Below are 16,707 nucleotides of genomic sequence, written 5' to 3'. Positions count from 1 at the left end.
GTAGGTTTAATGTTCTTACATTTAACCTACGACAGAGACGAATGATGCATTGCCAGATGATATCGAAAGTATAATCACATTAATACAAAGCAGCGGTGTCCCCGATCAGTATGACACCGGACCACAGCGCCGGATGAGCCGCACTCCCCCCGTACTTCTGTAAAAAGTCCAATTTCGCTTTGCGGAGAGCCGAGTCTTTACGCAATCCAGCTTTGAGATAGTGGTAGAAGCTGACCATGACCTCCTGAGTACTTTTATCGTTGATCCGCCAGAGCGTCGTTGCAATGCTTTTGGTGCCGGCATAAGCGAAAGCCCGAGCCAAACTGATGATCCCTTCACCATTCTGCAATTCTCCGATCCCGGTTTCACAGGCGGAGAGGACCACGAGATCAGCATTGAGTTGAAGGTTGTAAAGATCACGCACGTAGAGCAGTTCGTTCTCCAGGCTATCGGGGATCGGTGTGAAGGCCAGATAGGAGTAATCACCCGAGCGCGCGTCAGCACGGCCATGCGTAGCCAGATGCAGGATGCGGTATTCGCCGGCTCGTTCGGCGAACCGTTCCTCGGTCGCTTCTGATCCGTGAAAGGCATCCGTCGGGAATATCTCGCTCAAACTGTCCAGTTCTATGCCGGAAAAAGGCAGAGGCGAGAGCAGTTCATCCCGCTTTTGATTGATCCAGTTATCCTGATCGAGGTTGGCTATCCGAATGGTGTCTTGATCGGAGAAAGGGGCCATCGCCAAGATATCTTTTGTCGGCAACTGTCGTATTTTCTTCTGCTGCATCTCCTTTAACAAGGTAGCAGAATAGTTATAACTAATTTCGTGTTTATTAATAAGGTAGGGGGCGGCCGCTGGGTTGAATAGGTTTTCCGGACTGGTCAGAAGGGCCTCGAAGGGCAAATAGCCCAGCACTCCATCAGGGATGATCACCACGCGTTCCGGCAACAGGTCTGCCACCGGAGCGATGAGTTTTTCGTAGAGCTGGTACGCCGGCTCGAGGTAGTTTTCGTACGCAAAGTTCTCCGGAACGGAGATATTTCGGGTGAGCTGGTTGACCCAATCGGTGAGGGGGAAATTTTTTTTAACTTCTACCATTTGAAAGCCATCCTCCCGTATTACAAAAATGAAAATCGAGCTATCTCCAACAAAGTACTCCAGTAGTGCCTGGTCTGATGCAAGAAGTTCCTTTTGGACGTCTTCTACTGTTGCAATTGCAAAATTATACTTAAGTTGGAAGTAATCTGGAAAATCTCTCTCGAAACGTTGCTTCAACAATTCATATTTCTGTCTTAAATCGTATAGCTGCGACCCAATTGCTAGAACACTAGTATCCGCTTCCGATAAGCCTTTGTTAAGACTTTCCTGTCTTTTCTTCTCGTAGTAAGTGATGTCAAGACGCAGATCATTCTCTTCTATTAGCAAGCTATCCGGTATACCGGCAAAGCGGAGCGCATTTGACTCTTGAATAGATTGATACAACAACAATGACTTTGCACGTTCACTATCCTGAAAACAGTCCCTACAATTGGTAGGCTCATCAACCGTAAGCCCATTTACATTGATAGAATTTTCAATGATTAACTTATGATGACTCAAGACGCTGTGTAAAAATTCAGGGGGCGATAATGCCAGGATGCTAAGTGCGAGTTTTTTCGCCTGGATCAAATCGTTCTTTGCTTCTCTAAGTTTTTCCTGTCGATAAAAAATACCGGCCCGACGGTTCAGGGAGATTAATACCTGATCTGGAGAATTCGTATTTTCAAGATCTGACTCGTTATAATTGAAAGCAGCGAGTGCTTCATCATACCGGATCAGTGCACTATCCAAATCAGTATTTTCCAGCAGCAATCCGCTATTTTGAAACGCTTTACCCAGCAAACCATGTTTAGCACCAAACACCTCCCGGAGCATTTCCATACTTTTATTGAGATAATATCTCGCCAACTTTGGTTCTTCTTTTGCCCCATAAAAACTTCCTGTATTCAGGACAACTATCGCTCTGGTGAATTGATTTAGATCTCCCGGTAGCTTTGTAATATCCGGCAAATAGTTAGCGGCACTATCTAATTGCCCCATCGCAATAAAATTATTGTAGACATTCATATAGCCCATAATTGTTTCATAATTATGGGGGCCAAGGTATTTTATCCTCAACGCTAATGCTTTTTTATTGTACAGTACTGCTTCTTCAAACTTTTTTTGCTTTAAGTATACATTTGCCAAGCCATTGTAACTGTTGGCCGCCGCCGGGTTTTGATCGCCGTAATACTTTATTTTAATATCTAACGATTTCTGGTGAGCAGTCTGAGATTTCTCCAGTTCATTATTGACATAGTACAGATTCCCTAACTCATTATATGCATATGCAGAATATATGCTCTCTTTACCAAACCTAGCCTCAAAACTTTGGAGGGCTTGATTAATGTAGTTCAGTCCTTCCTGCACTCTAAACTCATCATGACTAATAATACCTAGCTGAAATAATGTGCTACCATATTCATAACTTCCCTCACCAAGTAATTCCTTTGCAATTTCACCTGCCTTTAAGTAAAATTCTTTTGCTTTTTTAAATGCTCCTTTTGAAAGTTGCAGATTACCCAGATCAAAAATGATGCGATAACCCTCTTTACTATTTTTTGCTCCAGCAAATTTTTCAAGCTCCCTGAGCCCTTCGTCTAGAACGCCCTCTGCCTCTGCAGCGTTGCCACTGGTAACTAATGCGAATCCGAGACCGGAAAGGGCGCGTACTAATCTATCATTAAGCTTATCCTTACCTCGGTCGGAGGCCCGTTCGATCTGGATGATTTTTTGGTAACAACTTATGGCATCCTGATACTTCTGCTGATGTTCGTAAATAAGACCGATATTTCTGTAGGAGTCGCTTATAAATACATGGTTATACGGCAGAACTTTTTTCCGGATTTCCAGTGCTTTGTGATGGGATTCCAGCGCTTTCTCCAGTTTCCTTTGATTTTGGTATATGTATCCCATATTGTTATAAGACATGGACAAACGCACGCTATCCACATCGGGAAGTCGCTCTCTAATATCCAACGCTTGACGGTGGTAAGTCTCAGCATTTTTAAAATCCTTTTCCCCTATGAATGTATTGCCAATATTGTAAAGCGAATTGGCAATTCTTGTAGAATCCGGAATCTGTAAAGTATCCGTTAATAAGAGAAGAGCATGTTCGAAAATTGAAAACGATGTCTGATAATCTTTACCTTCATAGATGATCCGGCCGGATTCATGAAGATAATCGTACTGATAAATAGACTGAGACAGGCTATTTTTTTCTATTAAGCCGTTTGCCGCTAATAATAGCTCTTTTGCTTCATCGAGCTTATTAGAGTCAATAAGCATTCTCGCTTGTGTCAATTTCCCGGCTAGTGCAAAAGTGTCATTGATTAATTGGTTATCCGAGTTACCAGGAGGGGCTTGTTGTGCAAATACCCCGTTAATCATTAGGTAAGTGAAAAAGAGAAGCAACGATTTATAACCTTTCATTTGCGATATATTATTACCGACGTAAAATTGGTTTGGATCTGCCCGATCAATTTCAGCGTAGTATATGAATGACGCTAGCAATCAGCATCTGCTTTGCATCATATAATATTGTCCATAAATCAAAAATATAAAAAGCTCGGCGAATATATTCTGAGCTTTAATAAAATAATTATCGCCCCAAAGGGTCATTAAACGCGATCTATCCCATCATAAGCGCCGTCCGGAAATATTCCGTAGCGTTAACTGTTGGTTGTTGACAGTAGCTGAATAATTGACGGAAGCTCCATAATCCGTCGCGACTCGGTATTTCCCGACGGTTACAGCCACAAATTTAACTTCCACCAAGCTCCGGCAGAAAAAAGTAGAAATTTCCAGACATTTAGCTGTTTCGGTTCACTAGGGAGATGGAGGACCGGTATTGCATCCTGACGTTTGCGGTCCATCTTCTGTGACGGGAAATAATTTGAGAAAATTTCAAACCGCTTTCCGTCATCTTTATTTTCCATTATATTTGTGTAAGGAGCCATATAATCTATCGGCGCTCTCGATCGCTTTTATTAATGGTGATATTAAGTATGACTAAGCCACAAACCGAAACTTATTCCGACCAACAACTCCTAGCTATGATTGCAGCTAAGGGGGATCAACGGGACCGTGCTTTCAAGTATTTTTTTAACCGCCCGAATCTAAGAAATTCGGTCATTCAAAAAATTATCGCTCGGGGCGGGAACCGGGTGGATGCAGAGGACGCTCTCCAGGAAGGGTTCCGATTTTTTCACAGGAACCTGATCAGGGACAAATATCGTGGACAGGGTACGTTGTACAATTATTTCTCCGGCATTTGTATTCGTTGTTGGCTGGACACTAAAAAGAAAAGCTTTTACAAAAACACGACCCTTTCCGGCGACACTATTGAACACGATAAGGATATTGCCGACGCCCCGGATGTCAAATTGTTTGACAAGGAGCGCAAAGAGAAACTGAGAGAGATGCTTGCTTTTTTGGGGCAACAATGCCTGGATGTCATCCTGTTAAAGTATAAGGGATACAGCGATGAAGAGATCAAAAATGAGCTTGGATTACCGGACAAACCACCTGTACGCAAGATACGATTTAGCTGTATGCAGCGCTTGCATAAAGAAATTCAGAAGGAGCCGCATTTGCTGGAAGTGCTTAAATCTTTGAAGAATGGATAAAGAAAGCATATACTATCAACTGGAGGATTACCTGGATGATAAGCTTCCGGCCGCAGAAAAAGAAGCTTTGCGGCAACGAATCAATACGGAGGATGAGGTAGCCGAGCAGCTAGCCCTGCTACGTTTGGAAAGGGAATTAGCCGCGGTGATGATCGATGATGAACTCGATGCTAAAATGGAAGCCTGGGCATCCGAGCCAGATCTCCGCGAACCGGCCAACGAAAACAATACACCCCCTGAATCGGTGCAGGATGATGAACCGAAACCGAACGCTAGCAGACGCTGGCTTTCAGTCTTACTGGTGCTGGCTGGTATTGGGGTAGTTTTCTATTTACTTATGCCGTCCGCCCCTTTGCCTTCGGAGGATCCGGGAACCTCCGATATCAATGGAGAAATTTTGCCGTCAGATCCCAGGGATGGTTCTACGGAAACCGAGGTGCCCGGTATTCAACCGGTTGACGAAGCGGAGCAACCGACCAGTACAGAACCGATGTCCACCCCGTCGGTTACACCACCGGTAGACTCCGAGCCGAAGTCTACCAAAAAGCCGGATCGTCCCGTCGCCGAAAATGATAATACCCCGACAGACCGCCTACAGCAATTGGCCCTGGCCCAGGCAGAGATTGTTTCACCTATTAATAATACCCGGACATCCAGGAGTTCCGGTGATCCGGATCCCGATGAATCGCTTATCAGTAAGGGAAGCCGTTTAATGGATAATGGTGATCTGCCGGGAGCGGTTGAGATCTTCAAGTCTATTCCTCCCGAACAACAAGGAGAATATCGCAACGCCCAACAGTACCTAGGCTTTATTTATTTTGAACAGGACAGTTTCACGCAGGCCATTCCGCTTTTCAGGGAGCTGATCGAAAAGGGTTACTACGATATGGATAAAATGCGCTGGTATCTGGCGCTAGCGGAATTAGCTACGGGGGTAACATCCGATCTCGGTCCGATAGACGAGCTGGCTACTAACAGTGGCGATCGCGATGTCCGGAAAGCGGCTGCTCAATTTTTAGAGGCCGCAAAGAAGAAAGGATAGCGACATAAGTTATTCAAGAACATGTTTAAAACCCCGATTATGCGAGCTAAGAGCCTTGTAATTCTCTGCTTTTTACTAGTTAATACCCTCCACGCCCAATCGCCTTCCGATACCATAAATTACCGGCAATTTTTCCTGGATGTTGACCAGTTGATCGGTCAAGGCAATCTGGATAGCGCTTTAGCCTTGACCCAAAGGGCTTTGCAGCAGTATGAAGCGAAACCGACCGGTGAACAGGATATCTACGCCGGTCTGTTCCAGGCAGCGGGTGTTATCTACCATTATTACGGAATGTACCCGGAGGCCAAGGAGAAATACGACCAGGCATTACAGATCCGGAAAAACTATTTAGGTTTATACCACGTGGATATGATCACCTCCTACCTTAATCTGGGAGGATTAGCATCGGAGTTCAGTAAATTCGAAGCGGCACTGGACCTATTGGATACTGCACAACTGATTATCGATCGCCAGACGGAACCCATTCCGTCTTTACAAGCCAACATTTTTAACAATCAGGGAAATACGTACGCCGGGATGGGACAGTTCCGTCTGGCTGAAGATTATTATTCGCGCTCTTTGGTCATTAAGGATACGCTACCGGGTCTCCTACCCAATACCCGAGCAAACGCGTACGTAAACCTGGGAACGATCTTCGAAGAATACGGAGATTTCGGGAAAGCCAGGGACTACTACCTCATCGCTAAAGACATTCTGGAAAAAGCATACGGTACGCACATCGACCTGATCCAGGTGCACCAAAATTTGGGGAATGTCTGGTTTTTTCAGGAACAGTACCATCTCGCGATGACGGAATTTCGTAAAGCAGAGAAAATCATTCGCGAGAATTTTCCTGAACATCCTTTTATGGGGCAGATCTATTCGAATATAGCTAACGTACAGGCAGAACGCACAGAGCTGGACACAGCCTTGTATTATGATCTTCAAGCCTTGGATATCTGGCAGCGCACCTTCGGCGATCAGCCAACGATCTATTCGATCATTACCCGAATCGGTCTGGGTAATCACCTCCGGCTTAAAAAGGATTGGGAAGCATCTTTAAGAGTGTACGGAGAAGCTTTACATGCTCTGCAAACGATGGAGGGCGCATCGATCTATACCCTGGCGAACTGCTATAATCACATGGGACGGGTTTACTCCGAGCAAGGGGATCTACCGGCAGCTTTAGCGCATTTCACGCAGGCAGCCAACACACTTTCCTACGATACACTGGACCTTACACTACCGATACCCTGGCAGGCATCACAGGATCTGGAGGATGCCCTGGTTAACCTAGGCATCGCTTACAATCAGCGTTACCGGCTGACAAAGGATAGCAACGACCTCAAAAAATCCGGTGAATTTTTAACCGACGCCATGATCGTAAAAAACGGGTTACGCGTCAATTTTGCGGATCTAACTTCCAAGATCAACCTGGTGCAGCGAAACGATCTTTGGAGTGAGTGGGCAGTTGATACTTACCAGAAACTCTATTTACTTACTAATGACAGGCACTATCTGGAAGCGGCCTTTCAATTTGCCGAGGTTGGAAAGAGTACACTGTTATTTGAAGCGGTCCGGCATAAAAAAGAGATCCAGTTTGAAGGGGTACCCGACAGCCTCTTACAAAGTGAATACGATTTAAAGGCCAGATTAAATTACTTCTACGAAAAATTAATTTACAGCGGGAGTGATGAGTCTCTTTCCGAAGACCGGGCCAGGTGGAATCAGGAGATCTTTAATCTTAAAAGAAGCTACGAAGAGCTAAAAGCCGATTTTGCGAACTTTCATCCCGGCTATTTCGATTTGATGTATAACTTGGAAACGGTCTCCCTAAAACAATTACAGCAATCTTTGCCCAGGGATCAGGCGATGATCGAATATCAGGTCGGCGATAGTACTATTTTCGTTTTCTTAGTGACCACCGATGAGGTTCGGTTGATCCCGATTAAATATGATTTTCCCTTGGAAAGCTGGATCGAGCAGGTGCGTAAGCACATAACCGGTACGATGCCCTATAATATGGATAATTTTAGGGAACCGGCCCACCTGTTATACCAAAAACTGATCCGCCCGCTTGCGGATGAGCTGCCCGAACGCCTGGTTATTGTACCTGATAAAAAGTTGGGTTATATCCCCTTTGAAGCTTTGTTGACCGCAATGCCGAAAGATAACTATGTAGAGCGATGGCCATTTTTAATTAATGATCACGAGATCAGCTACAACTATTCCCTAACCCTGCTGGACGCCATGAAAACTATAGTGCATCAAGATCCCTCCCGGCAAATATTAGCGATGGCCCCTTTTAGCGGTAAGGATACTGTTTATCTGCAGTTGCCAAATCAAAGTGCGGATACCGGTCAGGTTATCCATAAGTTTCTTCCCCTGCTATATAGTAAAGAAGAGATCGATATGTTCGAGAGCGAACCGCAAAACCAAACAGTTTACGGAAAAGCAGCTACCAAGAAAAAGTTTATGCAGGAAGCGCCCAAATGCCGTATTCTGCATTTGGCTACCCACGCTGAGGCCAATTCCGTGCAAGGAGAGAATTCTTTTCTGGTCTTCGCCTATACCGATCAACCCGATGAACAGATGCTATTGCACGTTCGTGACCTTTACGGTTTACAGCTCAATGCCGATCTGGTCGTTTTGTCAGCTTGTGAAACGGGGATCGGTGAACTACGACAAGGGGAGGGCATCATCAGTCTGGCCCGGGCTTTTTCCTACGCCGGTGCCAAGAGCCTGATCACCTCGCTTTGGAAAATTGATGATCAACACACGCAGCAGTTAATGGCTGGATTCTACGCTTATCTCAACGCAGGTGTGTCCAAGGACAGCAGCTTGCGTCGGGCTAAGTTAGACTACCTAAAAACACATAGCGGCCGGGAAGCATTTCCTGCTAACTGGTCGGGCTTTGTGGCTATTGGGGACACCAGCAGTATTAAATAACGGAAGTTGCTAAGTACTGAGTAGAGGTCCCGCCCATAATACAACTTGATATAAATAGCCACTGAATTAATTTGACACTATAAGATCAAGGCACAGTCCTGGCGATTAAAGCCTAGGTCCAGGAGGCGTATTACGTTCATTCGATTTCGTACTGCTGTACTTTTGCGCCTTTTCTTTCGATATTTACAGTATCGACATCCATGCTATTGAAGCTGAAGAGGAGTATACAATCTGTGTAGTAGTTACTACAAAAATAATTATCTCCGCTTTTTCACAAATTCTGCCTTGATAAGTTAGATAAGCTTAGAATTAAACCTAAAAGAGAAACAACTATTCTCTCACCTGGCTCTTGTTCTAAGAATGTGACTCAAGTTTCTTACCAATATATTTTGGTTTTTTAAGTGAAGTGTCAACCACTCATCCCCTTGGCGGTGCCGGTGGTTAGCGTGCCAATCCTGTGAAGCATAGGTTTTACTATACTTAGAGGGAAAGTGAACCTTTCCGTTAGGGTACAGTTGGTAATCCATACCAATAAGATTTATTATACGGGCGCCCATATAAGCAGCGAGGTGAATGGCGGAATGCGTAGTGGATGACCAAGTAAATATGGACGCATCAGCGCCTAAGCTCAACTCTTTTTTCGAGAGATCACGTGAGTGAGGGTCCTGAATTGGATATATAAATGCGTTTCTATTGACAGTAGGGACTCGATGAGGAGTTACTCTTTTTGCTGGATCAGGCTGCCACTGCCGAACTAAAGTTTCCGGCAGTACAAATTTTCGGTTATCTATATGTTTTTTAATAACTTCATAAGGTTCTAATACATGAACAAATATGTAATCGACCCAAGGTATCACTTCAAATGCATAGTTAATTCCAAAACAAATTTTACCTCTAAAGCGATCCGCTTCAACTTGAAATAGGGATGGTCCGGCACCGAAGATATAGATTTCTTCACCTACATACTTTCGATATAACTCTGTGATTGGTCTTCCGTTTGCCGTGGCTATTCTAGCTGGAATACCTTCGGGGTGTTTATATTCGGGCAATGTTTTTTCCGATGTAAGTAAGCGATGATCTCCTAAACGATTGCTATCCGATATTTTAACATTTGTACTCATCCTGTAATCAAATGACTGGGAAAATGAAGCTTTATCGAATGGACGTATCTCATCGTGTAGGAACACATCGAAATACGCCTGCAAATAGCGGTGGATCAATTTTTGTGGATCCCAATGCTTCTCCATCCATGCTCGGGCTTGCCTACCCTTAGCTTCTAGTTGGGGGCGATTTTCAATGAAGTAACAAAGTTGGATAAAAAGTTGAGACAAACTTGATCGTAGAAAGGGGTCTGAAAACTGTCCTGTTACTGAGCGAATGAAACTCTTAGTTTGCTGATCGACATTATTGATCGTCAGTGCTCCCACCGAACATCCTTCCAACGATTGTAAGTGATAGCTTCCAGTCACACATTCATCGATACAAATGTGTGCACTCTGTTTTTCCAACAAGCATTCCTCGTAGGAACGATTATTAAATACGACTATTTCTACGGCTGTCTTATATTTTGCCTTGATCTTTTCAAGAATAGCAATGGTTTCTGTAGATCCTTTATCAGACCATCCCCCCTTCATTTCTGATGCCCAGGAGTAAAAGATTTTCACCTTATCTTTTGCCTTTTTGGTCGGTAAGTGTTCCGGAGCCCAAATATCGATCAGATTTGGTACGATGGCAGCATCGGTGTAGTACCGTGGATGGTACTGGGCAATCACCAATTTTCTTTTATTAAAAATTTTATCACTAGCACCGGGTCGGTACTGTCTGGGTGGAGAATGATATTGTATTAAGGACTTCTTACCCGGCGTGAGCGGCCCCCAAGCTTTACGGTGATAATGTACAATATCCGCTTGCAATAATTGGTCTGACAATTGATCTTTGCTTGGATCAACCAGATCATATGCCCAACGAAGTTGGTTAAGTGCCGGTGACGTAAAATGCTTCTGGAGAATAGTTGAAGAGCGGCAATTTGTATACTTGTTAATAATTTTACTTAAATGTACCGGAGCTCCAGCAAGAGCAGACGGACAGAGATGAAGGATATGCAATGGAAGGATGCACCGCCAATCTCGTTTTTCAAAAAAATCCAGCTTACTCTGCGAATTGCAATTAAAAACACCATCCCTGCGGCAATGTGTCTCGATCTGATTAGCACAGCGCTGTAGGTTATAATCTATCTGGTATGTTCTCCCTCTTTTTATTCGATCGAATGATGTGTAGCGATCGTACCATTTATCTCCTTGTCCATGCAAAGAATACATGTCAATTCCGAACAGTAGAATTGTCTTTTTGGGGAAATATTTCTGTAGTAATTGTAGGGCCCAAACTACCGTGTAATTGCCACGTAAATCTTCTTCTTTGACGCTAAACCAGTAATCGATTGATCGTTTAAGCGATTCGGGTACTTTCCCTTTTTGCGCCAAAAATTGCAGGTTTTTCCGATTGTTCCGGTAATGATTTTCCAAAAATTCCGATACTTTCAGATCGGACCACATGTTTAAATGCCCCTGTAAATGAACAGGAGCATAATTTATGGTTATAACAAACGTCTTTGATCTAATAAAATTAAATTCTTGACTCGTAATTGCATGGATAGAATTACCCGATCCGAACAAGGCGATATAAGGTTGGTTGATCCGAAGCGATCGCAGGCTGTTATATACAGTTTTCGGCATTGATAATGATTAGCACTTTATAGTAAAATTAAATATGCAAGGTGGTCCAATTTATTATCCCACGATTCACTTTCCCATATTGATGCCACAACAAGTAAAGATAGTGAATTGGGGCATTAATCCGTTGCAGGAATTTTGGAAATTTCTCGCTCTTTAAAAGCAATAGCACCTCATAACAAATAAAATGGAATATCTACTAATAATTAAATTTTTCAATATATTGGGAAATAGATTAATGTCATCTAAGCATTAGAAAAGATAAAAAAATGATCAAAGTGAACGCTCGCGGGCCAGAAGTCAAAGATTGGCAGCAATTTCTCAAGCAACAAAAATTATTACAAGGAACTGCGGATGGTATATTTGGTCCAGCTACCCTCCAGGCTACTAAAGTATTTCAGGAAAATAGTGGATTGAACTCCGACGGAATAGTGGGGCCGCAAACAATCGCAAAAGCTAAAGAAGCTGGATATGTGCCGGCACCGATACCTAACTTTCCACCACCAGATTCGATCAATGCCATTCTTGATCTTTATCGGCTAAATGAGATTAAGGATGATGATAACAATACGCATACTGTATTTGACTTTGTCGAAGCCAGGAATTCAGGTATTATGGCCATCTTTCACAAAGCTACCCAAGGAGTTGATTTCAAAAAAGACATGCCGAAGTACGACGAGCGCAAACAAGCTGCATTGGAGGCCAATTTACTATGGGGGGCTTACCATTTCGGTACCGACCAAGATGGTAAAGATCAGGCTAAATTCTTTTTAGATAATATTGGTCAAGCAGGTAATGTACTACCGGCACTGGACTTTGAAGCGATACGAGATAAAAATGGTAAGATAATAACACTGATGAATATACAACAAGCAGAAGATTTTGTAACTTATATTAAGGATACAACTGGGAAATGGCCTGGAATCTATGGAAGTAGTGATCTGAGAGAAGCCATGAAGAATTATGAAGGAGATATTCTGACCAATTGTTGGCTGTGGTTAGCAGGATACGTAAACGAAAGCCAGTTAAAGTTACCTGCAGGTTGGTCAAGGTGGACTATCTGGCAATACACGGACGGAGAGCATCCAAATCCATCACCAGCAGTACCGGGTATAGGAAGCTACGACCGGGATATCTTTAATGGAACGGCGGAAGAGCTGGATACATTTTGGAAAACCAATTCGATTTAAACGGCCTATTTCACTGTAACTTATATATTATAACTTTTTATATACTATTCACTTTCAGCACATGATCGGTTCCGCACTACAGTTTGTAACAAATAAAATGGACGCCGTTATCCGGCAGCGGTTAAAGTCGCCACCAGGATCAAATAAAGTTATTTTGAGTTCGATTATGGAGCCGGAGGGGACTATAGCTATCAAAGAAGAAAATGTACTATTATTCAGCTTAGTCAACATTCAGAAAGATCCCATAGCGGGAGGTGAAGTCCGTCGATTCCCTCTTGGTGATCAGGTAGTCGTTGGTAAAGCACCATCGGTGCATTTAAATCTTTTTATAATATTAGCTGCTCATTTCAAAGCGGAGCAAACTCGAGAGGGCCTGGATATGCTTTCTATGGGCATTGCGTTTCTCCAGGGAATGCCATTGTGGAATGAACAGACATCACCTGGAATGCCCGAAGGCATAGCCAAGTTGATCTTTGAACTCGAATCTCCTGATTTTCATCAACAGAGTCATATATGGGGCGCTATAGGGGCAAAATACATGCCTTCAGTATTGTATAAGGTGAGGACAATTATTGTTGACGACGGTACGATTGATCAGGTTCTCCCAACTGTAAAAACAACGGTAAAAGATATAAGCTAAGCTTCAAATTATGATCGCTTCAGTTCAGACATTATTGGAAATAAGAGTGCAACATGAATATTTCGGAGACCGACATGCCGTTGATCTTATCCAGATCGGAAATAATATTATAAACGCTTCAGTGAGCATAGGAATAAATCGTCAGAAAGACAGAATAGTGATTTATAAGAATGCGCAGGACCAGGTTGATCAACAACTTCCGCTTATCTTTCCACTTTGGTTTCAAGATCCTACTTTTACAAATTATACCGCCATTGACCTGGTACATACCGGCAGAAACAATATGCCTCTTCCCCAGATAGAATCTCCAAAAATACTATTGTTTTGCGCATCCAAAACGAAGGAGATCATAACTAGTGAAGATGCCCGATTGCTACCGATACACCCCTTACGATTTACCTATCCTGTATCGACGGAAGAATGGCAGACACTTAAAAAGATTCAAATTGTGCCGATCACCGGAGAAGCGTTTTTTCTACCTCTACCCGGGTTACGTCCGAAACTCAACTACCAATTTGACCTGTCAAACGCCGGTCCAGGAGCCTACGAAGCAATATTTACTTTTTCAGATCGATCCGATAAAACTTATGCTTTTTTTGCTTCTGATACTTTCTCTTTTCGCCCCCCACCGGCCGCACTGTTGGTACCGCCCGAAGCGATGGCCATAGAGTCCGGGATAGATCACACCTACAATTTTTCCCTCGTTTTTCCCGAAACCCATCTCCAGGTAGTAGAGGGAATCGGCCCCAAGCTGGAAGCAGTGCTTCACGCAGCCGGAATCAGCAATTGGAGTAAGTTGGCAGCAGCCCAGCCGGAAGAACTCCGGACCATACTCACAAATGCGGATCCAAATCACCGTATTCACCATCCGGGAAGCTGGCCCGAGCAAGCTGCGCTAGCCCAGCGGGGGGATTGGAAGGGACTGATTACTTTTCAACATCAACTGCACGCAGGACGCAAAGACCGGGGCGACGGTGAAACTCCGGCAAAAGTCAGTCGTAAAGTAGAGCAGCAGACGGGCATTGCGGTTGAGGCATACGCTCCAGAGCCCCTAAAGCTAAAGCTATGGTTCAAGGCCAAGTCTACGTATTGGCAATATTTTCTACAAGGGCTAGCCAACGAAGATTGGAAAGACATCCAGGTCTCTACTATTCGAATTGGCAATAAGGAAATCTCATTTAAAAAAGAAACCGACCCTATTGACCTGCCAACTGGTGGTCAAGCATGGGTTATAAGTTCTCAAAAACCGATCCCCCTACGGGATCGGCCATCATGGAAAGTTCGACTGTCGACGCCATACCTATCAGAAGGACTTGTATTACCGGCTGCACAACCGGGAATTATAAAGCGAAAAGACCGATCGGCTGCCAATCCAAAGTGGTATTCAGAAATATTCATCAAATTATAAATATGGATCAGCCCACAATCGATCAATCCCTACATTGGCATCTGGAATGGTTTCAGGCTGTTCTGGATCTTCGGATTGCGCAATACTTCGAGCACGATCATCCGCGGCGGGATGAAGGATTTCCCCCACCACCAACTCTCCCGCCTTCTACCCCACTGGATCGCTTATTCGAGGAATACGATATGAACTGGGAAGAGCGAATCGTGGTGCTGCTAGCATTGGCACCCCATATACGACCACAATTACTAGATATATTCTACATCGAAAACTCAACGACCAAACGTGGATTTACCGAATTTGGTGGTGTACAGGGCAAGCAACACGGAGGATTTTTACCCACCGGTGAGACCGCAGTCTTTATCATAGCCGGTAGCCAAATGGACCAGCGTCTTCTTGCTATGCGGATTTTCCGGCGGGACCACTATTTATTCGAGGAACAGATCTTACGAATGGGTTCGGAAAGAAGTGGGGAGCCGGTCCTAAGTGTTCCTTTAGAGCTTTCTCCCACCTGTCTTCGGGCCATTTTGTGGGACGAACAATACGAACCTGATTTCGGACCAGGCTTTCCAGCCAAACGCGTGAGCACCCCGCTGGAATGGGGCGATCTGGTATTACCTCCCTATGTATTGCAGCAGATCAATGAAATAAAAGCATGGGTACTATATGAAATGAAGATTCGGGAAGATTGGGTGCTAAACAAATGGATCAAGCCCGGTTACCGGAGCCTATTTTTCGGACCGCCCGGCACAGGTAAAACTATGACAGCCTCATTATTGGGTAAAGCCGTAAATCGTGCCGTTTACCGTATCGATTTATCAATGGTTGTATCCAAGTACATTGGGGAAACGGAAAAGAACCTGGCCGGCATTTTTGACCAGGCAGAACGCCGGCAATGGATTCTTTTTTTCGATGAAGCCGATGCGTTATTTGGTAAGCGTACCCAGACGAAGTCTTCTAATGATCGCTATGCGAATCAAGAAGTCTCTTACCTGCTACAGCGTGTAGAGGATTACCCAGGGCTGGTTATCCTTGCATCTAATTTTAAAGGTAATTTAGATGAAGCTTTTATCCGGCGGTTTCAATCTATTATTCAATTTCCTGTACCCGGCCCAGATCAGCGCCTATTGCTATGGCAAAAAATATTTTCCGGAGGCCTGCGTCCGGCACACGACCTAGATCTGGAGGCGATTGCCGAAAAGTACGAAATTACCGGGGGAGAGATCATCAATGTCCTCCGTACGCTAGCGGTACAAATGGCACACGCCAAACGAGAAGAGGTCCATCTCCGGGATATTCTGGAGAGTTTACGCAAAGAATATCAAAAAAGCGGCCGGGTGATGATGGGACGGGCGTAAACTTCCTTTAAGGTAAGCAAGTCTGAAGGCAAAGAATTTATTTTTTATATCTTAACCTGACAATAGCGATAAATTAGTATGGAGCAATACAGGTCAAATCTCAAGTTGCAAACCGACACAAAACGGTCGGTCAGTGAGATGGTTGCGCAAAGACGAAGTAAGCATACATCCAGCACGACTATGCTGGATCAAAGACCTGCTGCCCTCCAAGCACAACAGCAGCGGACATTTCTAGATCAGAGCCCTCAAGTCAGCCAGCTCCGAGCACTACAGGATAAGATGAACAGTCGCCCTAATGGCCTGGCAGATACCCTTCAGCGAAAAAGCGAGAGCGTTCCAGAGCAAAACAGAAACAATACCGGGCTTCCTGACAGACTAAAATCAGGTATCGAGCACCTCTCCGGTTATTCAATGGACGATGTGCGGGTACACTACAACTCGGTCAGGCCGGCCCAATTGCAAGCGCATGCCTACGCACAGGGCACAGACATTCATCTAGCTCCGGGACAAGAAAAGCATTTACCGCACGAAGCCTGGCACGTAGTGCAACAAAAACAAGGGCGGGTGCGCCCTACTATGCAGCTGAAAGGTAAGGTAAATATAAATGATGACGAGGCATTGGAACGAGAAGCAGATGTAATGGGAGCACAGGCTAAGAGGATACAATGAGCCAAGTCAACTACTTTGCCT

At 44.3% G+C, this 16,707-nt stretch carries 10 protein-coding genes; 8 read left to right on the top strand and 2 right to left on the bottom strand.

Annotated elements, in window-relative coordinates; translation table 11 throughout:
* Nucleotides 1–79: 79 nt before the first annotated feature.
* Nucleotides 80–3,508 (bottom strand): CHAT domain-containing protein, encoded by a 3,429-nt coding sequence (locus CRP01_RS33400; protein WP_143473651.1) that lies wholly within the window; start codon nt 3,506–3,508, stop codon nt 80–82.
* 575 nt (nt 3,509–4,083) lie between these two features.
* Here CRP01_RS33400 and CRP01_RS33390 point away from each other — a divergent pair.
* From CRP01_RS33390 to CRP01_RS33380, 3 genes are read left to right on the top strand one after another with little or no spacing between them, the layout of a single operon-like run.
* A complete protein-coding gene (locus tag CRP01_RS33390) occupies nt 4,084–4,704 on the top strand; it encodes an RNA polymerase sigma factor (protein ID WP_099154426.1) in 621 nt (206 codons plus the stop codon).
* Nucleotides 4,697–5,746, top strand: coding sequence for a hypothetical protein (locus CRP01_RS33385; RefSeq protein ID WP_099154425.1), 1,050 nt, complete (start codon nt 4,697–4,699; stop codon nt 5,744–5,746). The genes CRP01_RS33390 and CRP01_RS33385 overlap by 8 nt, the downstream gene beginning before the upstream one ends.
* 39 nt (nt 5,747–5,785) lie before the next feature.
* The gene (locus CRP01_RS33380) at nt 5,786–8,695 is read left to right on the top strand and encodes a CHAT domain-containing protein (RefSeq protein WP_170110647.1); all 2,910 of its coding nucleotides are present in this window, start codon (nt 5,786–5,788) and stop codon (nt 8,693–8,695) included.
* 338 nt (nt 8,696–9,033) lie between these two features.
* On the opposite strand, the gene CRP01_RS33375 is transcribed toward CRP01_RS33380, so the two are convergent.
* Nucleotides 9,034–11,427 (bottom strand): motility associated factor glycosyltransferase family protein, encoded by a 2,394-nt coding sequence (locus tag CRP01_RS33375; protein ID WP_143473649.1) that lies wholly within the window; start codon nt 11,425–11,427, stop codon nt 9,034–9,036.
* Nucleotides 11,428–11,693: 266 nt separating this feature from the next.
* Here CRP01_RS33375 and CRP01_RS33370 point away from each other — a divergent pair, with 266 nt between their 5' ends.
* The 5 genes from CRP01_RS33370 to CRP01_RS33350 all read left to right on the top strand — a co-directional run bounded on the left by CRP01_RS33370 (nt 11,694) and on the right by CRP01_RS33350 (nt 16,686).
* Nucleotides 11,694–12,614: a GH25 family lysozyme gene (locus CRP01_RS33370; RefSeq protein ID WP_099154422.1), complete on the top strand. Its 921-nt coding sequence runs from the start codon at nt 11,694–11,696 to the stop codon at nt 12,612–12,614.
* Between the two features lie 61 nt (nt 12,615–12,675).
* Entirely contained in the window at nt 12,676–13,254 is a 579-nt protein-coding gene (locus CRP01_RS33365) for a DUF4255 domain-containing protein (protein WP_099154421.1), read from the top strand.
* Between the two features lie 10 nt (nt 13,255–13,264).
* Nucleotides 13,265–14,662 (top strand): hypothetical protein, encoded by a 1,398-nt coding sequence (locus CRP01_RS33360; RefSeq protein ID WP_099154420.1) that lies wholly within the window; start codon nt 13,265–13,267, stop codon nt 14,660–14,662.
* 2 nt (nt 14,663–14,664) lie between these two features.
* A complete protein-coding gene (locus CRP01_RS33355) occupies nt 14,665–16,017 on the top strand; it encodes an ATP-binding protein (protein ID WP_099154419.1) in 1,353 nt (450 codons plus the stop codon).
* Nucleotides 16,018–16,155: 138 nt separating this feature from the next.
* Nucleotides 16,156–16,686, top strand: a complete 531-nt coding sequence (locus CRP01_RS33350; RefSeq protein ID WP_449401859.1) for an eCIS core domain-containing protein — start codon at nt 16,156–16,158, stop codon at nt 16,684–16,686.
* Nucleotides 16,687–16,707 lie beyond the last annotated feature (21 nt).

Origin of the sequence: Flavilitoribacter nigricans DSM 23189 = NBRC 102662 (assembly GCF_002646595.1) — a bacterium.
Taxonomy (GTDB): Bacteria; Bacteroidota; Bacteroidia; order Chitinophagales; family Saprospiraceae; genus Flavilitoribacter; species Flavilitoribacter nigricans.
The sequence above is the reverse complement of the archived record's forward strand: the minus strand, read 5'-3'. Positions and strand labels throughout refer to the sequence as shown.